Source organism: Pelomonas sp. Root405 (assembly GCF_001425165.1).
Classification (GTDB): Bacteria; Pseudomonadota; Gammaproteobacteria; order Burkholderiales; family Burkholderiaceae_C; genus Pelomonas.
The window spans coordinates 368,074-389,322 of record NZ_LMDU01000012.1; the positions used below are offsets into that span (position 1 = coordinate 368,074).

The window sequence follows — 21,249 nt, forward strand, 5'->3', positions numbered from 1 at the left end:
GGGCATCCCATGCCTGACGAACGCCTGGACGCGCTGTCGGCCAGGCAAGGCCGCAGGCCGAAGGGTGCACCAGTGACGACGGAGTCCAAGCCGGTCACGATGGAGCAGATCGCGGCGCTGGCTGGCGTGTCGACCATCACGGTGTCCCGCGCGCTGCGCGACAGCGCCTCGGTCACCCCGGCCACGCGTGAGCGCATCAAGACGCTGGCCGAGGCCGCGGGCTACCGCTTCAACCACCACGCGCGCAATCTGCGCCTGCGCCGCAGCCACATGGTCGCGGTCATGCTGGAGATGCAGCCCGACACTGACCGGCCGATGACCGATGCCTATCCACTGCAGCTGTTGGGCGGCATCACGCAGGAGCTGACCTCGCGCGGCTACAGCGTGCTGCTGTCGGCCATGCAGAGCCCCGGCCAGGGCATGGCCGCGTCGGCGGACGGCGTCATCCTGCTCGGCCAGGGCGCCAATGGTTCGGCGGTGAAGTCTGCTGGGGCAATGGGCCTGCCGATGGTGGTCTGGGGCGCCGAGCATGGCCGCGGGGATGCGGTCGTCGTCGGCGGCGACAACGCCCATGGCGGCGCCTGCGCGGCCGAGCGCCTCATTGCGCTTGGGCGCCGTGAACTGTTTTTTCTCGGCGATGTGCGGCATGCCGAGATCCGCGACCGCCAGCAGGGCTTCGTCAAGGCGCTGAAGAAGGGCAACCTGAAGGCGCAGACGCTGACACCAGCGGCCTTCACCTTCGGCGCCGGCTTCACGGCGGTGCAAGCGCATCTGGCCAAGGGTGGCAGGGCGCCCGACGGCCTGTTTGCTGCCAGCGACCTGCTCGCCATGGGGGCCGTGCGCGCCTTCACCGATGCCGGCCTGGCCGTGCCCGACCAGGTGTCGGTGATCGGCTACGACGACTCGCCCGCCGCCCAGAGCTTTGCGCCGCCGCTGACCAGCGTGCGCCAGGACTGGCACCACGGCGGCGTGTTGCTGGCGCGCAAGGTGCTGGACCTGATCGCCGGCCAGGCTGCGGCCAGCGAGATCATGCCGACCGAGCTCGTCGTTCGAGCGACTTAGTCGAGCACGACCTCGGTACGGATCACCCCCGCCCGCTCAGCACTCGCCGACAACGCCAGCCGCGTGCCCACCGGCGCGCGCACGACCCACTCCGCCACGGCGCGATCACCGGTCGGGTGCTTGTTGAACAGGAAGGCGAGCTGGCTCTGCTTGGGCGCATGGCCTTCAAGCTGCGGGCCTTCCATGCGCTCCTTGCCGCTGACCAGGCTGATGGTCGGGTCGCCGCTGGGCAGGTGGATCTCGAACATGACGCCACGCACCGTCTTGCGCTCCAGCGCACGCTGGGTCACATAGGCCGGCAGGTAGCCGGCATTGGCCACGGCCAGGCGCACGCGCCACATGTCGGGGCCGAGCGCACGCACCTCGGTGCGGATCAGTTCCAGCTGCGGCAGGCTCATCGCGATCTGCGACAGCCAGCCTGGGAAGCGCGCCGCCTCGCGCTCGCGCAAGGCAGGTGGCGGATTGCGCCAGTAGTTCATCTTGTCCCAGCCGCCGATCTCCACGGCGCCGAGCTGCGGATGCTGGAAGGGCGTCCAGGCGACATGGGCCTTGCCGTCGCACTGTTCGTCGCTCCACTTCAAGAGCTTGAGGTCGTCCTCGACGGGATGCTCGCGGTACCAGTCGATCCACTTCTTGGCCTCGACGCCGGCCTCCTTGTTCGGCGACCACAGCTCGACGACCCAGAACAGCGCGCCCAGGTGCTCGTAGACCCAGTCCTGCGTGCCGGTGATGACGTCCTTGGGGTGGTAGCGGAATTCCTCGTAGATGCTGATGGCCGGGTAGCCCGTGTGCTTCTCGCCCAGCGCCGAGAAGTTCTGGAACAGCCACAGGTCCTCAGGCGTCATGTCCTTGTCTGAGCGCGTGCCGCAGGGGCGCAGGATGACGCCGCTGTGTGTGTGGAAGCTGACGGCGGCGCCGATGTTGGGATGCTGGGTGATGAAGTCCACCATGGCCCGCACCTCGGGCTCGCTGGTCGGGTAGGGGCCGGCGCCGAGCTGCTGGAACTCCTGGCGCCATTCGCCGGGGAAGTTGCGGTTCAGGTCCAGCCCCTCCCGGTCAGCGTTGACCTTGACGGTCAGCCCATCGTGGTTCTTGATGAAGCCCTCGGGAATCAGGCGGTAGTACTCGCCGCCGAACTCGCCCGGCTCGCGCGCCACCATCAGGCGCGGGTCGGCGACATGCTTCTTGTAGCCGCCATGTGGGTCGGGCACGCGCATCGTCAGGATGCGACCGTCGCCGTCGATGTCCTCCGCGGTCAGGCCGTCGACGGCCTCTTCCGTGTAGGGGTAGGGGCGCGTTGAGCTGCGGATGTGGCGCGGCCGGTCGGCCAGGGCCAGCTCGGCGCCGTCGGGATTCAGCCGCGGCACCAGGTAGACGGTGCGCGTGTCCAGCAGGCGGTTGATCTGCTGCGCCTCGGCGCTGCTGCCGCCATGCTGGCTGACCAGCTGGTGCAGGTAATAGATGCAGGTCGTCGACGCCGTCAGTTCGGCCGCGTGGATATTGCCGTCCACCCACAGCGCCGGCTTGTCGATGTCCATGCCGCTGGCCAGGTTGGTCACCACGACCACCCAGATGTCGCGGCCTTCATAGCTCTTGCCGATGCTGCGCACGGAGACGAGGTTGGGGCGCGCCTCGGCATAGGCGAACAGCAGGGCCGTCAGCTCGTCATAACGGTAGAAGTGATCGAAGCGCGGATTGGGCAACTGGGTGGGCATGAGGGAGCTTGTCCTTTGAGCGGAGGCGCCCAAGAACCAGGGGCCTCTCTGGTGGCGCGGATTGTCTGAACGGACCCAGGCGCGGCGGCCAGGGGTTTGCCCGTGCTCATTGGCCCTTGAACAGGGCCTGGAACTGGCGCGACACCGGCAGCTTTTCATCACGGCCGCGCAGCGCGACGACCATCGTCCCCTCGTCCACGCGGATGGCCCGCGCGATGCAGCGGCTGTTGACGAGCACGCTGCGGTGGATCTGCCAGAACTGGTCGGGGTCGAACTGGGCCAGCAGCTCACGCAGCGGCGTGCGGATCAGCGCATCGCCGCCCTGGTGGACGACGCGGGTGTAGCGCTGGTCGGCCTCGAAATAGATGATCTCGTCCGGCGGGATCAGCTGCACCTCACGGCCCACGCTGGCCTGGATGGGGCGTGGCGCGGGCCGGGGCGCTGCCAGGCCGGCCAGCAGGCGCTGCAGGGCCGTCGTGTCCGGCGCCGGCTGGGTGAGCCGCGCGCGCAGTCGGGCCAGCGTCTGCGCCAGGCGCTCGTCGTCGACGGGCTTGAGCACGTAGTCGACGGCGCCCGCATCGAAGGCGGCGAGCGCATGGTCGTCAAAAGCCGTCACGAAGACGATCAGCGGGGGCGCGGCCAGGGCTGACAAGCGGCGCGCCACCTCCAGGCCGGTCAGGCCCGGCATGCGAATGTCGAGAAAGGCGATGGCGGGTTCATGGGCCAGGCACTCGTCCCAGGCCTCGACGCCATTGGTGCTGGCGGCCACGATGGCCAGCTCGGGCCACAGGCGGGTCAGCGCGGCGCGCAGCTGCTCGCGAGGGGCTTCTTCGTCGTCGGCGATCAGGGCGGTCAGGTTCATGGCGTGGGCAGGGTGAGTGTGGCGATACAGCCGGGCGTGGCGTCGGCCAGGGTCAGCGTGGCGGTGGGGCAGGCGCTCAAGAGCCGGCGGCGTGTGTTGGACAGGCCGACGCTTTCGGTCCAGCCCGGCGTGAGGCCAGGGCCATCGTCCCGCACCGTCAGCACCAGGTGCTCCTCGTCGCGGCGGGCCGTGACGTCGACATGGCCGCCGCGCAGCTGGGGCTCGATGCCATGGGCAATGGCGTTCTCCACCAGCGTGAGCAAGAGGCCGGGCGGCAGCTGCGCGTCAAGGCTGCCGGGCACGTCGATGCTGAAGGCCAGCCGCGCGCCCAGCCGCGCCTGCATGATGGCCAGATAGCGGCGCACCATCTCGATCTCGTCGGCCAGCGGCTGCAGCTCGCGCTCGAACATCGGCAGCGTGGCCCTTAGATAGGCCGTGAAATCGCGCAACAGCGGCGCGGCGCGGGCGTCGCCGGTGTCCACCCAGTGCTGCAGCGAAGCCAGTGTGTTGAACAGGAAGTGCGGCTGGATCTGCGCCGCGGCCAGGCGGGTCTGCAGTTGCAGCGCGGCCTCCTGATCGGCCAGCTCGCGCAGCCGGGCCTCGATCTGGTCCACCCGGTAGACGGTCAGCCCCCACCAGGCCGACAGGATGGCCGTCATCACCACCACTGCCAGGGCCGCGTGGTCGATGGCGACCTCGCGCCAACCCGTCTTGATCAGCACGACGAAAGCCGCTGCGACGACGGTCGCCATGCCATAGCAGGCGACGTTGAGCCAGCGCCGACTCGGGTTGCGCCACAGCCCGCGCGCCACGGCCAGCGCAATGGACGTGATGACCAGCGACAGGAACCACGCCACGGGCCGTGTGCCCGTGGACATCTGATGCGAGAACGCGGCCAGCAGCAGCACGACGTTGACGAAGACGTACTGGTCGATGCCCGACGGCCAAAGCTGAGTGCCGCCGCGCGCCATTTCCTCGGGTGTGAAGACGCGGCGTGAGCCGGGGTAGAACCATTGAGCGTAGTCGTCGAGGCGGGGCATGGGCGCAGTCTAGGAGGCGCAGTTGCAGCGTGCGGCCCAGTGCGGCGAATGGCAGTTCTATCCGCATGAACGGTTTTCCCGACCGAGCGGTCGGGAAAGTGCAAAATGCTGGCCATGCCGTCCTGGACCTCCCTCGACCTGCAGCGCCTGGCCGACGGTGTGGCCGTCCTGACGATGAACCGGCCCGCCGTGTTCAACGCCTTTGACGAAACCCTGATCGCCGAGCTGGACGCCGCCTTCGCGCAGCTGGGCAGCGACGCCGCCGTGCGCGTCATCGTGCTGGCCGGCGCGGGCAAGCATTTCAGCGCCGGCGCCGACCTGCAGTGGATGCAGCGCGCCGCTGCCGCTTCGCAGGACGACAACCTCGCCGATGCGCGCCGCTTCTCGGCCATGCTGGCGCGCATCGCTGGGTGCCCCAAACCGACCATTGCGCGCGTGCAGGGCGCGGCGTTGGGCGGTGGCGTCGGGCTGGTGGCGGCCTGCGACATGGCCGTTGCGTCCGAGGCGGCGAGCTTTTCCGTCAGCGAGGCGCGCATGGGCATCCTGCCTGCGGTCATCGGCCCGCACCTGGTCAATGCCGTCGGGCTGCGCGAGGCGCGGCGGCTGGCGCTGACGGCCGCGCGCATCGGCGCGGACGAGGCGCTGCGCGTCGGCCTCGTGCAGCGGGTCGTGCCGGCCGACAGGCTGGACACGGCCGTCGATGCCCTCGTCGCCGACCTGCTCGCCTGCGGCCCGCAAGCCCAGGCCGAGATCAAGCAGCTCTATGCGCAGCTCGCACCCGGCCCGGTTACGGCCGATGTGCGCGAGCTGACCGCGCAGACGATTGCCCGCGTGCGCACAACGCCCGAGGCGCGCGAGGGTTTCGACGCCTTCCTTGGCAAACGCAAGCCCAACTGGACCGCTCCCGAATGAACCTGAACGACTCCCGCATCCTCGTCGTCGGCGCCGGCCTGATGGGCGCCGGCATCGCCCAGGTGGCCGCGCAAGCCGGTCACGACGTGCTGCTTTTCGATGCCCGCGACGGCGCCGCCACGGCGGCCAAGGCCAAGCTGGCGCAGACGCTGGAAGGCCTGGCGGCCAAAGGCAAGCTGACGCTGGAAGCCGCACAGGACACGCTGGCGCGCATCCAGCCGGTGGCCGCGCTCGTCCCGGTCGATCTGGTCATCGAGGCCATCGTCGAGAACCTGGATATCAAGCGCGCGCTCTTCGCCGAGTTGGAGGCACTGCTGCCGGCCGAGGCGGTCATCGCCACCAACACTTCGTCCATCTCCGTGACGGCGCTGGCGCGCGGCATGAAGCAGCCTGGTCGCCTCGTCGGCATGCATTTCTTCAACCCCGTGCCGCTGATGAAGCTGGTCGAGGTGGTGTCCGGCCTGGGCACCTCGCCCGAGATCGCACAGGCGGTCTTCGACCTCGCCGGCCGTTGGGGAAAGACCGCTGTGCACACGCGCTCCACCCCCGGCTTCATCGTCAATCGCATTGCCCGGCCCTATTACGCCGAGACGCTGATGCTGCTGCAGGACCGTGCGGCGGCGCCGGAGCTGATCGACGCCTGCCTGCGCGCCGCGGGCTTCCGCATGGGGCCGTGCGAGCTGATGGACCTGATCGGCCACGACACCAATTTCGCGGTGACCAACTCGGTGTTCGCGGCCAACTTCTTCGACCGCCGCTTCACGCCGTCCCTGGTGCAGCAGGAGCTCGTCGACGCCGGTTTCCTCGGCCGCAAGAGCGGGCGCGGCTTCTACCGCTATCCCGAGGGCGCACCGGCGCTGCCGGCCGCCGACACCAGCCCGCCGCGGGCCTCGCGGCTGGTGGTGCATGGCCGCGGCGCGCTGGCCGAGCGCTTTGCGGCCAATGTGCCGGAGGGCGTGCGCGAGCTGGACAGCGACTGGGTGGGCCTGGCCGTCGAAGGCCGCCAGCTGCGCCTGACCGACGGACGCTGCGCGCGCGAGTTCGGCCCCGGCGCGGCGGTCTTCGACCTGCCGCTGGCTCCCGCGGGCGACATCGCCTTTGCCGGCGACGCGGCCACGGCCGCCTGGCTGACGCGGCTGGGCCTGGTGCCGCGCGCCGTCGCCGACCTGCCGGGCCTGGTCGTCGCGCGCACGATTGCGATGCTGATCAACGAGGCCGCCGACGCCGTGGGCCAGGGCGTCTGCGACGAAGCCGGCGCCGACGCGGCGATGAAGCTGGGCGTCAACTACCCGGCCGGGCCGTTCGAGTGGCTCGCCTTCTGGGGCGCCGAGCCCGTCATCACGTTGCTGGACCGACTCGACCAACACTACCGAGGCGAGCGCTACCGCGTGAGCCCTTACCTCAAATGAGCACTGAAGCCTTCATCTGCGACGCCATCCGCACGCCCTTCGGCCGCTACGGCGGCGCGCTGTCTTCCATCCGCACCGACGACCTCGGCGCGCTGCCGATCAAGGCGCTGATGGCGCGCAATGCGAACGTCGACTGGGCGCAGGTCGCCGATGTCATCTACGGCTGCGCCAACCAGGCCGGCGAGGACAACCGCAACGTTGCGCGCATGGCCGCGCTGCTGGCGGGCCTGCCGGTGGACGTGCCCGGCAGCACGGTGAATCGCCTGTGTGGCTCGGGCATGGACGCCATCGGCACCGCGGCGCGCGCCATCCGCGCGGGCGAGGTCGGGCTGATGATCGCGGGCGGCGTGGAGAGCATGAGCCGCGCGCCCTTCGTGATGCCCAAGGCCGAGTCGGCCTTCAGCCGCACGAACGCCGTATACGACACGACGATTGGCTGGCGCTTCATCAACAAGGCGATGAAGGCGCAGTACGGCGTGGATGCCATGCCCGAGACGGCCGAGAACGTCGCCGCCGATTTCGGCATCGAGCGTGAGGCCCAGGACCGCATGGCGATGGCATCGCAGATGAAGGCCATCGCCGCGCAGAAGCGGGGTTTCTTCGAGCGCGAGATCGTGCCGGTGGAGGTGCCGCAGAAGAAGGGCGAACCGCTGCGCGTGCTGCTGGATGAGCACCCGCGCGAGACCAGCATCGAGGCGTTGGCCAAGCTCAAGGGCGTCGTCAAGCCGGATGGCTCGGTGACCGCGGGCAATGCCAGTGGCGTCAACGACGGCGCCTGCGCGCTGCTGCTGGCCAGCGAGGCCGAGGCTGCACGCCACGGCCTGAAGCCGCGCGCTCGCGTCGTCGGCATGGCAACAGCAGGCGTCGCGCCGCGCATCATGGGCATCGGCCCGGCGCCGGCCACGCGCAAGGTGCTGGCGCTGACGGGCCTCAGCTTGGCGCAGATGGATGTCATCGAATTGAACGAGGCCTTCGCGGCCCAGGGCCTGGCCGTGCTGCGCGATCTGGGCCTGGCGGACGACGACGCGCGCGTGAACCCGAACGGCGGCGCGATTGCGCTGGGTCACCCGCTCGGCGCCAGCGGCGCGCGCCTGGTGACGACGGCGATCAACCAGCTCGAAGTGACGAATGGCCGCTACGCGCTCTGCACGATGTGCATCGGCGTTGGGCAGGGCATCGCGCTCATCGTCGAGCGGGTTTGAAGCCCCTCGTCCAAGGCGTACCTTGGCCGGTCCCCCGAGGTGACGGCGATGCTTGCGGCATTCAGCCACAAGCACATCGGCCAAGGCGGGCCGGCTTGGGAGCGGCCCGGCGCTCGGCCCGCATAGATGTCGGACCGCCTTACTCGAAAAACAGCCTGGAGAGGCCCTTGAAGCTGACCAGGTTGCCGGGGTTGCTGGTCTCGTTGAGCACGCCGCTCATGCGCCTGAGCAAGCGCGGGCTCTTCTTGGCTCGCCAGATCAGCAGGTCGGCCAGCCAGGGATGGGCGTTGACGCGGTTGGCCCGCTCGTAAAGGTCGAACTTGGGTTTGAGCGCCGTCAGTGCCGCCTCGTAGGCGGCGCGCGCCTCGCCGTCGTCGGTGTGAGCCAGGATGGCTTCGGCGGCGAGCATGCCGGTCTCCATCGCCTTGCCAATGCCCTCGCCGGTGAAGGAGTAGGTCGAGCCTGCGGCCTCGCCAGTGACGAGAAGGCCCGGGCGTGACCACTTCGCCCCCGTCAGCGTGCAGCGTAGCGGCGCGCCCTTGAGCTCGCCGACCAGTTCACCGACGCGCATCAGCTCGGCTGCCGGGGGGTACTTGTCGACGAAGGCGTCGAAGATGGCGCGCAGATTAACGTCCTTCTTGACGCCTTTGCCGCCGCCAAGGTCCTTGTGCGAGTCGGTCACGCCGACGCCGATGTTGAAGTGGCCGTCCGGCGCCGGGAATATCCAGCCGTAGCCCGGTCGCACCGCCTTGTCCCAGACGACTTCCAGCGCCTTGATCTTGCCGACCATCTGCGGCGCCTTCACATAGCCCCGCAACGCGACGCCGCTGGGCGTGTGGCGTTCGCACATGCCGGCAGCGGTGAGCGCCTTGGGAACCGCGCCGGTGGCCAGCACGACCCAGCGTGCGTGCACTTCGACGATGTCGTCGCCCCGCTTGAGCCGCGCACCGACCACGCGGCCGTTGGCCTCCAACGGCGCCTCGAAACGCGCCTGCTCGAAGCGCGCGCCGGCATCCTGGGCGGCGCGCAGCATCAGCGCATCCAGCTCGCGCCGCGGCAGCACCGCCAGCGAACCCGGTACATCGATGCGACCGCCGTGCGGGCCGATGCAGCCGACATGGGCGACAGGCTGGGCGCGGCGCATCACGTCGTCCAGCAGCCCCAGCCGGGCCAGTGCACGGTGCGCGTCCGGAATGAGCCCGTCGCCACAGGTCTTGTCGCGGCCGGGGGGGTGTTGGTCGGTCAGCAGGACGTCGACGCCCGAACGCGCCAGCATGCGCGCGCAGGCGCTGCCAGCAGGGCCGGCACCGATGATCAAAACGTCGCAGCGGGAAGCCGGTGCTGGGGAAGGGGCGGTCAGGGTGTTCAAGATGACATGAAGGAGCGCGCGCGATTCTAAGTAGGCCGGCGCACCGAACGGCTCAGCTGCGCCTGCTGACGGACGGACGAAAAAAAACGGGGGGCTTGCGCCCCCCGCTTTGCTTGGCTACGCGCCGCTCGTCAGAAGTTGACGGTGCCGCGCACGTAGACGGTGCGGCCAGTCGCGTCATAGAAGCGCGAGTCCCAACCACCACCCTGGAACAGGGCGGATTGGTTCGAGAACGGCGGGTCGCGGTCCGTCAGGTTGCGCACGCCCAGGACCATGGAGACGGCCTTCAGCGGAGCAAAGCTGACATAGGCATCGGCCGTGGTGTAGGCCTTCACGTTGTTGCCAGGCAGCATGTCCTTGTAGCCCGACTTGTAGTGCACGGCCAGACCGGCGCCCCAGCCATCCTTGGACCAGCTTCCGCTCAGGTTGTGCTGCCACTTAAAGACCGGACCGCTACCCGAGTAAATGCCGACGTTCTTGTTCCAGGGGCCGTTCTTGTAGTCCTGGTAGTCGTACTTGCTGACGAAGGTGGACTGGTACTCGAAGCCCAGACGGCCGACCGACGTGTTCAGCTGGTACTGCGCGCCCAGGTCGATACCACTGGTCTTGATGCCGCCCAGATTCTGGGTGCGCTCGTCGACGTAGCCGCAGGTCGGCGAGGTGGGGCCGTCCTGGCAGGCACGCGTGTTCAGCGGCAGGATGTTGCCCGGCTGCAGGAACTTGAAGTACTGCTGGAAGACCGGGAAGTTCTTGGCGTCGAACAGCGTTTCTTCCGCGATCGAACCGATCAGGTTGTCCACCTTGATCGCCCAGAAGTCGATGCTGGTGCTGAGGCCCTTGATGGGTTCGAACACCAAGCCCAGCGTGAAGCTCTTGGACTCCTCGGGTTGCAGGTCCTTGTTGCCGCCGAAATAGGCCTGGAACTGCGCATCGCAGTTCGCACCGGCGGTGTTGGGATCGACGGGCACGCCGTCCGGGCAGTTCAGCGGATTGTTGAAGCCGCTGCCCGTGTTGGTGAAGCCGGTGCTGGCGTTCAGCTCATACAGCGAAGGCGCGCGGAAGCCGGTCGAAGCCGAACCGCGCAGCAGCAGTTCCTTGCTCGGCTGATAACGGAAGCTGAGCTTGGGGTTGGTGGTGTTGCCGAAGTCGCTGTACTTGTCGTAACGCGCAGAGGCCGTGATTTCCAGCTGTTTGGTCAGCGGCACGTTCAGCTCGGTGTAGACCGCCGAAACCTTGCGCGTGCCGGCCGAACTGGCATCCGGGTCCACACCCGTGCTGGAGGACACCGCGATCGCGAATTCACGATGGTTGAAATCGCGGTAGTCCTCGCTGCGGTACTCGCCACCCAGTGCGATCTGCACGGGGCGCGTGGCGCCGAACCAGTCGCCCAGTTCACGGCCGGCATTGACGGTGAGGCTGGTGACCTTGCCGATGCTCGTGCTCAGCAGGCCTTTCAGCGCAGCGCCCTGGATCAGCGCCAGGCCCGCGGGCGTCTGGTCGCCGAACGGGTTGATGATGCCGCGGATCAGGCCTTCGCCGATCACATCGCCGTTGGCGTAGCCACCGGTCAGCTCGCGATCATTCTGCGTGTGGTTGTAGGCCAGGGCGACCTTGTAGTCCCAGCTGGCGGCCGTACCTTGGGCGGTCAGCATGCCGCGGTACTGTTCGCCGGTGGACTTGTCCGAACGTGGGCCGTTGATCAGATCGCGCCACCAGACCAGCACGCCACCCTGTTGCAGGTTGACGGGATTGGCGAACTGGGTCGACGGGTTGTTGAACGCCTGGCCATTCAAGTCGTACGGGTCGAAGGTGGCGCTGTAGCCGGGCTTGGTCAGCGCAGCGGTCGGGAAATAAGTGGTGCCCGGATTGATCCAGTAGCCGCCATAGGGAACGGGTGCGATCTTGGTTTCGACCGCGTTCTTGGCGTAGAACACCTCGGCGCCGAGACGAAGGTCGGGGTTCACGTCGAACGTGCCCTTGAGCAGGCCCGAAACGGTCTCGCTGGCGGGGCTGAGGCTGACGAAGGGTGGGGTGACGATGCGGCAACCCGGCGCGTTGGACGCGGCGTTCGGAATCAGGTTGGGGGCATTGCAGGTCGGAGCCAGCGGGCTGTAGTAGGCGCCGCCATTGGCCACTTGGTAGTTGGCCGGGAAGGTGCTGTTGGAGAGGCCGCCGACGATGCGCTTGTTGTATCCGCGTTGGTCGCCGTTGATGAAGTCGCGGTTCTTGAAGCTGAGCGTGCCGTAGACGTTCCAGCCGTCCTTGCCCAGGTTGCCGATGCCGTAACCGATGCTGGCGCTGTTGGTGGTGCCGCCTGCCTTCTGCGGGGCGTCGTAGCCGACGCTGATCGTGCCGCCGGTGAAGTCGTTGCGGGTGATGAAGTTGATCACGCCGCCGATGGCATCCGTACCGTACAGAGCCGAGGCGCCATCGCGCAGCACTTCAACGCGGTTGATCGCCGAGAACGGGATCATGTTCATGTCGGGTGCTGCGGAGCCGGTGGCGCTGTTGGCGATCCGCTGGCCGTTGAGCAGCACCAACGTCTTGTCAGCGCCGATGCCGCGCATGTTGGCGTAGGTCACGCCGCCGGTGCCGGAACCGATGGCCGAGGCCATGTTCTGGGTGGCTTGAACGGACGACAGCAGGCCAAGGATCTGCTCCACCGAAGTCACGCCCTGGGACTTCAGGTCTTCGATCTTGATGATGGTCACCGGGACAGCCGTTTCAGCGTCGATGCGCTTGATGGCGGAGCCGGTGATCTCGATGCGTTCGAGTTGCTGGGCAGGAGCCTGTGCCTGCGCGAAGGCAGACTGGGCCATGAGCCCCATGGCAGCGATGGCCGCCGAGGAGAGCAGTGTTCGTTTATGCATGAAAACTCCAAATTGACCGATAGGTCTTGTTTCACGCCGACGCCCGCGTTGGGCGCCTGCATGCCTTCCCAAAAAGGGAGCTGGGTGGGATTGTCAGAAGGGGGCGTCGAAGCGGGCAGTCAGGGAAAGTCTGGGGAATCTCGCCAGCCCGCTGCGATCGCTCCGCAAAACAGACGGCCCCGTGCATCCCTGGTTTGCTAAGTAGCTGTTGCAGCTGTGATTTTTGGCACCCCCTAACTTCAACAGCGCCGAAGGAAAGGCGAGTGAAGCTTTGCGAAGGCGTCCAATGTGTGACAGGAAAGAGACAGGTTCACGAGCGCCGCACACGGGTGTAGCGCCTCAGCTACCCATGTCGCGGTAGCGGGTTTGCCTGTTGTGACCCGTCAGGAAGCCTTGGCGCCATGAAAAAGGGGCTGCAAGCAGCCCCTTCACAGTTTGCTGATCGAAATCAGAACTTGTAGGTACCGGTCAGCTGCAGGGTGCGCAGCTTCGGATCCGCGTAACGCGGGTCGTAACCCACTTGGTGACCAGAAGAGTCACGCAGCGTGAACGGAGGCGCCTTGTTGAAGATGTTCTTCAAACCAGCGCGCAGGTCCAAGGACTTGTTCCACTGGTAGGTGCCTTGCCAGTCGAACGTGAAGTACTCGGGCACATTGACCGAGACGGGCACGTTGACATTGGTGACCACGTCGCGCACGTTGACGGTGATGTCCTTGTAGTGGGAGCGATAGTTCATCGTCAGCGTGTTGCTGAAGGCACCGGTTTCCAGCTTGGCAGTCGCGCGGAAGATGTTGCGGAAGGTCACCGCAGCGTTTTCGCCGTAGCGGCCCATGCTGTCGGTGAAGTCGCTATCCGTGCCAGGGCGCGTGTAAGACGACCGGATCATGTAGGTGCCCGTCAGGCCGGTCGTCAGTCGGCCGATGCCCACATTGAAACGAGCCGTCAGGTCCCAGTCCACGCCACGGTTGATCGTGCGGCCGATGTTGGTCGACGACGACTTGAAGGCGTAGAAGTCCTGCGTCTCGGCCGGCGTGCGGTACACGGCGAACAGATTCGCGTACTTCACCGGATTTGCGAAAGCCTGGTTGGCAGACACGGCGCTGACCGCGTCGCGAATGTTGACCTGCCAGTAGTCAAGCGTCATGGTCATGTTGCTGGTGGGCTCAAAAGCCACGCCCAGGCTCGCCTGCTTGGATTTTTCCGGCTTTAGCGCCTCGTTGCCGCCCGACAGCACGCTGTATTGAGCGCGGCCCGGCTTGCAAAGGTCGGCATCGAAGCCGGGCAGCGCGGTGGGGCAGTCGTAGCTGGCCGCAGTCACGCCGGCCGGCACCACGGGCTGCGCGATGTCCAGCATCGACGGTGCCTTGAAACCGGTGCCGATCGAGCCGCGCAGGAGCAGCGCCTTGGTCGCCTGGTAGCGGCCAGACAGCTTGTAGGTCGTGGCGCTTTCTTCCGTACCGAAGTCGCGCTTGTTGATCAGATCCTTGATCGGCTTGATCGTGTCGTAGCGCAGGGCGGCGGTCACCTCAAGATCCTTGAGGACAGGGAACAGCACCTCGCCGAATACGCCGGCGTTGTCGCGTTCCATGTTGTACGGCGCAACGGCAGCGTAGTTGTAGATCTGGCCGGCCAGTGCGGCGGCCGACGGCGTCTGCTTGTAGTTGTAGGTACGGAAGTCGGCACCAAAACCGCCGGACACCGTGCGGGAGCCGAACTTGAACAGGTCGCCAGACATGCGGACGTCCGCGCCCTTCATCGTCGTGGACGAGGTCCGGACCGTGCCGTTGAAGATCGCATTGGCGATCAGCTGTTGCGCCGCAGCACTTTGTTCGCCGGCCTTCTTGAAGGGGTCGAAAGCGTTGGTCGCGATCATCGAGCGGAACTCGGCGTCCTTCATGTAGCCGCCGACGTACTTCTCGTCGATGGCGTTCTGCGACCAAGTCACCGCACCGTTGACGTTCCAGCTGGCGCCGATATCGATGTCACCGCCGATCACGATGTGCTTCGAATCGGTGATGGTTTGCGAATCCCGCGTGCCGAAGTCGGAGGCGCGATAGTTGGCCGTCACGTCACGCACGCGCGAGGCTTGCTGCGGCGTCAGGTAGGGCAGGACGTAGGTGCTGTACAGCGGCGACGCGACCGAAATCGCCACCGGCACGGGGTTCGGCGCAATGCGCGCGATGAGGTCATAGCGCGAGTACGCCACGTCTGCGAACAGCTTGGCGGACTCTGCCACCTTCAGCTCGCCGGACAGGTAAACCGAGTCGCGGGTGGATTCGGGATAGATGTCGATGGTGCTGACGAAGTCGAACGCGCACAGCTCGTTGACTGCGGTTGCAGTAGCGGTGTTGTTCAGGCTGTAGACGTTGTTGGGGCCGCACTGGCCGTTTGCCTTGCGATAGGGGTTGAAGCCGTAGGTCGGCAGCGCCGTTGTGCCGGCCGGCGTGGTGAAGCGGACCGTCGCGTTCGCCGGGATGGCAGACGTGCTGGTGCGGTCATAGATGTAGTTGCGGCCAGCGAAGCTGAACGGAACATAGGCGCTCTTGGCAAACTCCCGGTCGCCCGACTTCATCTGTTTTTGCTCGTCACGACGATAGGTGGCCACGACGCTGAAACGGTCACGCTCGATGTCGCCAAAACCATAGGTGACGCTGGCATTGGCCGATTCGCCGCCGCCTTCGAGCGGCACATCTGCCTGAAGCGTGATCTCACCACCCTGCTTGTTGCGCTTGAGCACAAAGTTCACGACGCCTGCAATAGCGTCCGAGCCGTACAGCGCAGAAGCGCCGTCGGTCAGGATTTCGACGCGCTCGATCGCGCTCATCGGGATGGCGTTCAGGTTGATCGTCGAGCCAGAACCGGTCGGTGCGATGCGGCGGCCGTTCAACAGCACCAGCGTGTAAGCCGCACCGATGTCGTGAATTGAGGCGGTCACGATGCCGCCGGAGTTGGAACCGATGGCAATGTCGGCGATCTGGAAGCCCTGCATGGACGGCAGGCGCTGGATCACATCAGCCACGTTGGTGGCGCCCGTGGCCCGAATCTGCTCGGCAGAAATGGTTTGCACCGGCAAAGCGCCTTCGCTTGCAACGCGCTTGATGCTGGAACCGGTGATCTCGACGCGCTCCAGAGCTTGCTGGGCAGTCGCTGACAGCGCGGTTGCGCTTAGAGCAGCCAAGACTGCCACGTTGATCACATTGTGTTTGAACATCCGGAAACTCCTCGCGGAACAAATTGGAAGGCCGCCCGGGAAGGCGGCCCTGTGAAGCCCAAGCCCACGCAAAAACGCGTAGCAGAGAAAGCAGAGTGTGAGGAAAGTTTTCTAGGGATCGTTGGGGGTTCCCCCCAATTGAGCCGCCGCTGGCTGGAAAACCGCGTTCAACCACTGCTTCGCCGAGGGTTTTTGCTTGCTCAAGCCGCCTGCTTCGGGGGAGCCGTTGTTGTTGCCATGCGACGAACAGATGGTTCGCGTAAACGCAAACCTGTCGGAAACCATTCAAGAGCCGAGCTTGCGCAGTTAATCGCAAGAAAAAAGCCGGTCAGTAAAAACTGACCGGCTTCGGACGCTTACGCCGATTTAGAAGCCGTAGGCTGCGCGAATGAACAATGCGCGGCCCAATGGGTCGCTGTACCGCGGGTCATAGCCACGCTGTGAGCGATTCGACTGATTGGAGAACGACGGGTCTTTATCGAACAAGTTCTTGACGCCGACCGTCAGGGAGGACAGTTTGTTGAACTTGTAGGTCGCCGACACGTCTACCAAGGTGTATGCCTCGACATCGCCATAGAAGGACGCGCCGCCAACGACCGTAGACGGGTCGTTCTGGTCGCGGTAGCCGCTCTGGTGACGCATGCTGGCGCGCACGCCAAGCTTGTCCAGAGCCCACGCAGCGCTCAGGTTGTGCTTCCACTTGAAGACGGGACTGCCGTCGCTGTAGATGCCAACGTTCTCCTTGAACGGATCGCTCGGGTTCGTTTGGTACTGGTAGCCACGAACATACGTCCCGTCATACGCGAGCGACAAACCACCCCACCCGCCGAGCTTCATGTTGTAGCCCGCAGTCAGGTCGAAGCCGTTGGTGTGGATCTTGCCGATGTTGTCGTTGGTTTGGATGATGTAGCCGATAGCCGGGCTGTTGTTGTCCAGGCCGGCGCAGCGGTTCAGCGTGTTTTGAACCGCAACGGGCAAGGCATTGCAGCGCACGAAATTGGCCGCGTAGCGAGCGGAGTTCGCGATGATCGTGTCGATCGGCAGCACATTGATCTGGTCACGCAGCTTGATGTTCCAGTAGTCGACCGAGAATGTCAGGTCCTTGATCGGCTCGAAAGCCGCACCGATGGTGAAGGTTTTCGACTTCTCGGGCTTGAGCGTAGTGCTGCCCCCGAGTTGAACCTGCGGCTGCAGACCGCAGTCACGGCTCTGGACGCCACCGAGAGAGCCGATGGCCTTGCCAGCGGCGTCGCACAGCAGCGGGTCGTTCTTGGCGCCAGCCGAGAAGGTCACGGTTTGCGGGGCGTAAAGGTCATCCAGGCCAGGCGCGCGGAAGCCCGTGTTGTAGGAACCGCGCAGCACGATTTCCTTGATCGGCTGGAAGCGGATGCCGATCTTCGGGTTGGTTGACTTGCCGGCGTCCGAGTAGTCGTCGGTGCGGATGGCAAGCTGGACTTCAACGTTCTTCCAGACCGGCAGCAGCAGCTCCGCGCCGTAGGCCTTCACGTCACGGTCGCCGCCTTTGTGGTTGGGCGAACGGCCGGCCGATGGAATGCTGGTGACGACATCGTCGTTGGTGTCGAAACGGTACTCTTCCTTGCGGAACTCGGCTGCCAGCGCGACCGCTGCAGTGCCGCCCGGAAGAGCGAACAGGTCACGGCTGCCGCGTATGTCGATGCTGCGCGTCTCGCCGACGGCAAAGCCAAACACGCCCTTGCGCTTCGCCTGCTGGATGACGGCCTGCTCCGCTGCGGTCGCATCGCGGAAGGGGTTCAGGTTACCGGCAGCTACTTGCTGGCGAACGAAAGGAGCGCTGACATAGCCGTCGACAGCGGCGTCATTGCCGGTGCTGCGGGACAGCATCGCGCCCACACGGTAGTCCCAGCTGGCAAGGACGCCGCTCAGGTCGGCCACCACGCGCTTGGCGGCTGAGTTCGACTCGTTGGTACGTGGACCTGCGGGCACCATGCGCCAACCGACGTTGATCGGACGGGTGGTGATGAGATCCGGGATCCCGGTCGGATATGCCGGATTGCCCGGGTTGATCGTGATGCCGCTCACCGGGTCGGGCGCGACGCGCGAGACGTTGCGGTTCTCAGTTGCAAGGCCTTCCAGCGTCAGCACATGGTCGTCAGCAAGCTTGAGGCCGAGGCGGCCGGAGATGGTGTTCTGCTTGGTGTCCGGAATGATGTCGATGGTCGAACTGAAGTCGAACACGCAGGCGTTCGGGTTCGTCGGGTTCACCAGCGACAGCGGCGCAGCGCAGTTCGGTGCGGTCGGGTTGAAAGCGCGCGTCTCGCGGCCGTTGGGGAAGTTCGCCGACACCGGCACCGCGAAGTCACCAGTGAAATTGCCCGGAAACGTCGTGCCCGAGTTGCCGTTCACGCCTCGGCTTGGGATGATGCCGGTCCGGGCGAAGTCACGGTCCAGGGCGCGCACGCGCGACTGGCGACGACTGTCGAAAGAGCCCCAGAAGTTGAATCTGTCCTTCTCCAGGTCGCCGAATCCCACGGTGACTGAGCCGCCTTCCTTCTGCCCGCCTTCCTTCTTGGGCTTGGTCATCTCGGCCACGATCTGGCCGCCGCGGAAGTTGGACTTGGTAATGAAGTTGATGACACCGCCGATCGCATCGGTGCCGTACACAGCGGACGCCCCGTCACGGAGCACTTCGACGCGTTCGATGACGGCGAAAGGAATGGAGTTCAGATCGACTGCGTTGGCATCGAACGCGAACGACGTCATGCGGCGGCCATTCAGCAGGACCAGGGTCTTGTTGCTACCCAGGCCACGCAGATTGGCATAGGCAGCACCGCCAGTGCTCGAACCGATGGAGTTGGTGCCGGGCGTGCTGGACTGACTGGCGGACAGCAGTTCCATGATGCCTTCAACGCTCGTGACGCCTTGCTGACGCAGGTCGTCAACCTTCACGACAGTGATCGGCAGCGCGCCTTCATCATTGACCGAGCGGCGGATTGCTGAGCCCGTGATTTCCACGCGCTCCAATGTTTGCTGAGCGAAAGCCGGCTGGGTGGCGGCGGCAAGACAAGCAAGCGCGGCTGCGCCGACGGCATGACGTTTGAACATCGATGAACTCCTAACATTTGATGGCGGCTTGCACACCTGATGGGCGGCAGGCAAGGTCTAGCCCGGCCGTGTGCCGGGAAGAGCGCATAAAGTGTGAGGAAAGTTTCAACCGCGCTGCTGAGGGTTCGCCCCAATTGAGTTGACTCGCGTCGTGGACACCTATTGCGGGCCTTTCTGCCAGTGTGCGAAGTCATGGCGCGGCTTGCGTCTACGCGGACGCAGACGTAGTTGCGTCGCAACACTCGCAGCGTTTTTTTGACGCATCAGGTCACCTAGCCTACCAAGGCGCGCGTCTCAGCCCTGTTTCACCTTCGAACGCCACGCATGCAGCAGCGGCTCGGTGTATCCACTCGGTTGCGCCTCACCCTTGAACACGAGATCCAGCGCCGCCTGCATCGCCGCGCCCTGCGGGCTGTCCGCCAGCGACCGGTACAGCGGATCGCCCGCGTTCTGGCCGTCCACCACCTTGGCCATGCGGGCAAAGGTCTCGCGCACCTGCTCCGCGCTGACGACGCCGTGGCGCAGCCAGTTGGCGATGTGCTGGCTGCTGATGCGCAGCGTCGCGCGGTCTTCCATCAGGCCGACGCCATTGATGTCGGGCACCTTGGAGCAGCCCACGCCCTGGTCGATCCAGCGCACCACATAGCCGAGGATGCCCTGCACGTTGTTGTCGAGCTCCTGCTGGCGCTGTTCGGCCGTCCAATCCGCCTTCGGCGCGACGGGAATGGTCAGCAGCGCATTCAAGATGCCTTCGTGCTCGGCGGCCAAGTCGACCTTCTCCAGGTTCTGCTGCACCGCGGCCACGTTGACCTGGTGGTAGTGCAGCGCATGCAGCGTCGCGGCGGTGGGTGACGGCACCCAGGCGGTGTTGGCGCCAGCCTTGGGATGGCCGATCTTCTGCTCCAGCATGGCGGCCATCAGGTCGGGCATGGCCCACATGCCCTTGCCGATCTGGGCGCGGCCCCGCAGGCCGCAAGCCAAGCCCGTCAGCACGTTGCTGCGCTCATAGGCGGTGATCCAGCTCGTCGTCTTCATGTCGCCCTTGCGCAGCATCGGGCCGGCGCGCATGGCGGTGTGCATCTCGTCGCCGGTGCGGTCCAGGAAGCCGGTGTTGATGAAGGCCACGCGGCTGGCGGCGGCGGCGATGCAGGCCTTCAGGTTGACCGAGGTGCGGCGCTCCTCGTCCATGATGCCCAGCTTGACCGTGCTGTCGGGCAAGCCCAGCAGCTGTTCGACGCGCGTGAACAGCTCGGCGGCGAAGGCCACCTCGGCGGGCCCGTGCATCTTGGGCTTGACGATGTAGACCGAGCCCGTCCGGGAATTGCCCCGGCGCTTCAGGTCGTGCATGGCAATCGTCGTCGTGACGACCGCATCCATGATGCCTTCGGGAATCTCGCTGCCATCGTCCAAGAGGATGGCCGGGTTGGTCATCAGGTGGCCGACATTGCGCACGAACATCAGCGAGCGGCCATGCAGCGTGACCTTGCCGCCGTTGGGCGCGGTATAGACGCGGTCAGCGTTCAGTCGCCGCGTGAAGCTCTTGCCGCCCTTGGCGACTTCCTCGGTCAGCGTGCCCTGCTGGATGCCCAGCCAGTTGCGATAGGCCAGCAGCTTGTCTTGGGCGTCGACGGCGGCGACCGAGTCTTCCAGGTCGAGGATGGTCGACAGGGCCGACTCCAGCACGATGTCGGCGATGCCGGCGGGATCGGTCTTGCCAATGGGCGTCGAGCGGTCGATGCGGATGTCCAGGTGCAGGCCGTGGTGCACCAGCAGCACGCTGCTGGGCGCTTCCGGCGCGCCCTGGTAGCCGGCGAAGGCCGCCGCGTCGGCCAGGCCGGTCACGTCGCCCGAGGCCAGCGTGATGGACAGTTGGTCGCCCTCGATGCGATAGGCCACGGCCTGGCCGTGCGACCCTTCGGCCAGCGGTGCGGCTTGGTCCAGCACCTGCCGCGCATAGGCGACGACACGCGCGCCGCGCACCGGGTTGTAGGCACCGGCGCGGGTGGCACCGTCCGTCTCGGGAATCGCGTCCGTGCCGTAGAGCGCGTCGTACAGCGAACCCCAGCGCGCATTCGCCGCATTCAGCGCATAGCGCGCATTCAGGATGGGAACGACGAGTTGCGGGCCGGCCTGCAGCGCCAGTTCGGCATCCACATTGGCCGTCGTGGCTTGCACTTGCTCGGGCGCCTCGACCAGGTAGCCGATGCGCTGCAGGAAGGCGCGGTAGGCCGGCATGTCGGTGATCGGGCCGGGATGGGCCTCGTGCCAGGCGTCCAGCTCGGCCTGCAGGCGGTCGCGCTCGTCCAGCAACGCGCGGTTCTTGGGCGCCAGTTCATGCGCCAGCGCGCTGAAGCCCGCCCAGAAGGTATCGGCGGCGATGCCGGTGCCGGGCAGCACCTCGACGTCGATGAAACGAGCCAGGTCGGCGTCGACCTGCAGGCGGTGGAGGGGGGTGCGAGGCATGGCGAACTCCGGCAAGAACAGATGTCGAAATCTAGCCGGGCTGCGGGTCG

Annotated in this window: 13 protein-coding genes; 5 read left to right on the plus strand and 8 right to left on the minus strand. The window is 66.2% G+C overall.

Going from position 1 to position 21,249, the window contains the following annotated elements; translation table 11 throughout:
- Positions 1 to 9 precede the first annotated feature (9 nt).
- Complete coding sequence (locus tag ASC81_RS14615) at positions 10 to 1,062, plus strand: substrate-binding domain-containing protein (protein WP_235533664.1); 1,053 nt, start codon at positions 10 to 12, stop codon at positions 1,060 to 1,062.
- Here the strand turns inward: ASC81_RS14615 and ASC81_RS14620 are convergent.
- The 3 genes from ASC81_RS14620 to ASC81_RS14630 form a co-directional block, all read right to left on the minus strand.
- Positions 1,059 to 2,777 carry a M14 family metallopeptidase gene (locus ASC81_RS14620; RefSeq protein ID WP_056268466.1) on the minus strand — a complete coding sequence of 573 codons (1,719 nt, stop codon included), beginning with the start codon at positions 2,775 to 2,777 and terminating at the stop codon, positions 1,059 to 1,061. The two genes, ASC81_RS14615 and ASC81_RS14620, sit on opposite strands and share 4 nt — an antisense overlap.
- 106 nt (positions 2,778 to 2,883) lie before the next feature.
- Positions 2,884 to 3,639, minus strand: coding sequence for a LytTR family DNA-binding domain-containing protein (locus ASC81_RS14625; RefSeq protein ID WP_056268469.1), 756 nt, complete (start codon positions 3,637 to 3,639; stop codon positions 2,884 to 2,886).
- Positions 3,636 to 4,679 carry a sensor histidine kinase gene (locus ASC81_RS14630; RefSeq protein ID WP_056268472.1) on the minus strand — a complete coding sequence of 348 codons (1,044 nt, stop codon included), beginning with the start codon at positions 4,677 to 4,679 and terminating at the stop codon, positions 3,636 to 3,638. The genes ASC81_RS14625 and ASC81_RS14630 overlap by 4 nt, the downstream gene beginning before the upstream one ends.
- Before the next feature lie 114 nt (positions 4,680 to 4,793).
- Here ASC81_RS14630 and ASC81_RS14635 point away from each other — a divergent pair, with 114 nt between their 5' ends.
- From ASC81_RS14635 to pcaF, 3 genes are read left to right on the plus strand one after another with little or no spacing between them, the layout of a single operon-like run.
- Complete coding sequence (locus ASC81_RS14635; RefSeq protein ID WP_056269060.1) at positions 4,794 to 5,591, plus strand: enoyl-CoA hydratase-related protein; 798 nt, start codon at positions 4,794 to 4,796, stop codon at positions 5,589 to 5,591.
- Positions 5,588 to 7,000, plus strand: a complete 1,413-nt coding sequence (locus ASC81_RS14640; RefSeq protein WP_056268475.1) for a 3-hydroxyacyl-CoA dehydrogenase NAD-binding domain-containing protein — start codon at positions 5,588 to 5,590, stop codon at positions 6,998 to 7,000. Before ASC81_RS14635 ends, ASC81_RS14640 begins: the two co-directional genes overlap by 4 nt.
- Positions 6,997 to 8,202 carry a 3-oxoadipyl-CoA thiolase gene (gene pcaF / locus ASC81_RS14645; protein WP_056268478.1) on the plus strand — a complete coding sequence of 402 codons (1,206 nt, stop codon included), beginning with the start codon at positions 6,997 to 6,999 and terminating at the stop codon, positions 8,200 to 8,202. Before ASC81_RS14640 ends, pcaF begins: the two co-directional genes overlap by 4 nt.
- A gap of 139 nt (positions 8,203 to 8,341) precedes the next feature.
- On the opposite strand, the gene ASC81_RS14650 is transcribed toward pcaF, so the two are convergent.
- The 3 genes from ASC81_RS14650 to ASC81_RS14660 all read right to left on the minus strand — a co-directional run bounded on the left by ASC81_RS14650 (position 8,342) and on the right by ASC81_RS14660 (position 15,652).
- Complete coding sequence (locus tag ASC81_RS14650) at positions 8,342 to 9,571, minus strand: NAD(P)/FAD-dependent oxidoreductase (protein WP_369820858.1); 1,230 nt, start codon at positions 9,569 to 9,571, stop codon at positions 8,342 to 8,344.
- A 131-nt stretch (positions 9,572 to 9,702) separates the two neighbouring features.
- Positions 9,703 to 12,441 carry a TonB-dependent receptor gene (locus tag ASC81_RS14655; protein WP_082536528.1) on the minus strand — a complete coding sequence of 913 codons (2,739 nt, stop codon included), beginning with the start codon at positions 12,439 to 12,441 and terminating at the stop codon, positions 9,703 to 9,705.
- A gap of 448 nt (positions 12,442 to 12,889) precedes the next feature.
- Positions 12,890 to 15,652 carry a TonB-dependent receptor gene (locus ASC81_RS14660; protein ID WP_056268484.1) on the minus strand — a complete coding sequence of 921 codons (2,763 nt, stop codon included), beginning with the start codon at positions 15,650 to 15,652 and terminating at the stop codon, positions 12,890 to 12,892.
- Positions 15,653 to 15,703: 51 nt separating this feature from the next.
- Between ASC81_RS14660 and ASC81_RS27075 the strand changes: the two genes are divergently transcribed.
- A complete protein-coding gene (locus ASC81_RS27075; protein WP_156392139.1) occupies positions 15,704 to 15,994 on the plus strand; it encodes a hypothetical protein in 291 nt (96 codons plus the stop codon).
- Between the two features lie 24 nt (positions 15,995 to 16,018).
- Here the strand turns inward: ASC81_RS27075 and ASC81_RS14665 are convergent, their stop codons facing one another.
- Together ASC81_RS14665 and ASC81_RS14670 are read right to left on the minus strand one after the other, a co-directional pair.
- Complete coding sequence (locus ASC81_RS14665) at positions 16,019 to 18,736, minus strand: TonB-dependent receptor (protein WP_056268488.1); 2,718 nt, start codon at positions 18,734 to 18,736, stop codon at positions 16,019 to 16,021.
- Positions 18,737 to 19,030: 294 nt separating this feature from the next.
- Positions 19,031 to 21,199: a malate synthase G gene (locus ASC81_RS14670; RefSeq protein WP_056269065.1), complete on the minus strand. Its 2,169-nt coding sequence runs from the start codon at positions 21,197 to 21,199 to the stop codon at positions 19,031 to 19,033.
- Positions 21,200 to 21,249 lie beyond the last annotated feature (50 nt).

Bases quoted from the DNA above. Each gene is read 5' to 3' on its own strand.
- ASC81_RS14655 (WP_082536528.1), bottom strand. From the start codon at position 12,441: ATGCATAAACGAACACTGCTCTCCTCGGCGGCCATCGCTGCCATGGGG.
- ASC81_RS14665 (WP_056268488.1), bottom strand. From the start codon at position 18,736: ATGTTCAAACGTCATGCCGTCGGCGCAGCCGCGCTTGCTTGTCTTGCC.
- ASC81_RS14620 (WP_056268466.1), bottom strand. From the start codon at position 2,777: ATGCCCACCCAGTTGCCCAATCCGCGCTTCGATCACTTCTACCGTTAT.
- ASC81_RS14670 (WP_056269065.1), bottom strand. From the start codon at position 21,199: ATGCCTCGCACCCCCCTCCACCGCCTGCAGGTCGACGCCGACCTGGCT.
- ASC81_RS14640 (WP_056268475.1), top strand. From the start codon at position 5,588: ATGAACCTGAACGACTCCCGCATCCTCGTCGTCGGCGCCGGCCTGATG.
- ASC81_RS14660 (WP_056268484.1), bottom strand. From the start codon at position 15,652: ATGTTCAAACACAATGTGATCAACGTGGCAGTCTTGGCTGCTCTAAGC.
- ASC81_RS14625 (WP_056268469.1), bottom strand. From the start codon at position 3,639: ATGAACCTGACCGCCCTGATCGCCGACGACGAAGAAGCCCCTCGCGAG.
- ASC81_RS14635 (WP_056269060.1), top strand. From the start codon at position 4,794: ATGCCGTCCTGGACCTCCCTCGACCTGCAGCGCCTGGCCGACGGTGTG.
- pcaF (WP_056268478.1), top strand. From the start codon at position 6,997: ATGAGCACTGAAGCCTTCATCTGCGACGCCATCCGCACGCCCTTCGGC.
- ASC81_RS14630 (WP_056268472.1), bottom strand. From the start codon at position 4,679: ATGCCCCGCCTCGACGACTACGCTCAATGGTTCTACCCCGGCTCACGC.
- ASC81_RS14615 (WP_235533664.1), top strand. From the start codon at position 10: ATGCCTGACGAACGCCTGGACGCGCTGTCGGCCAGGCAAGGCCGCAGG.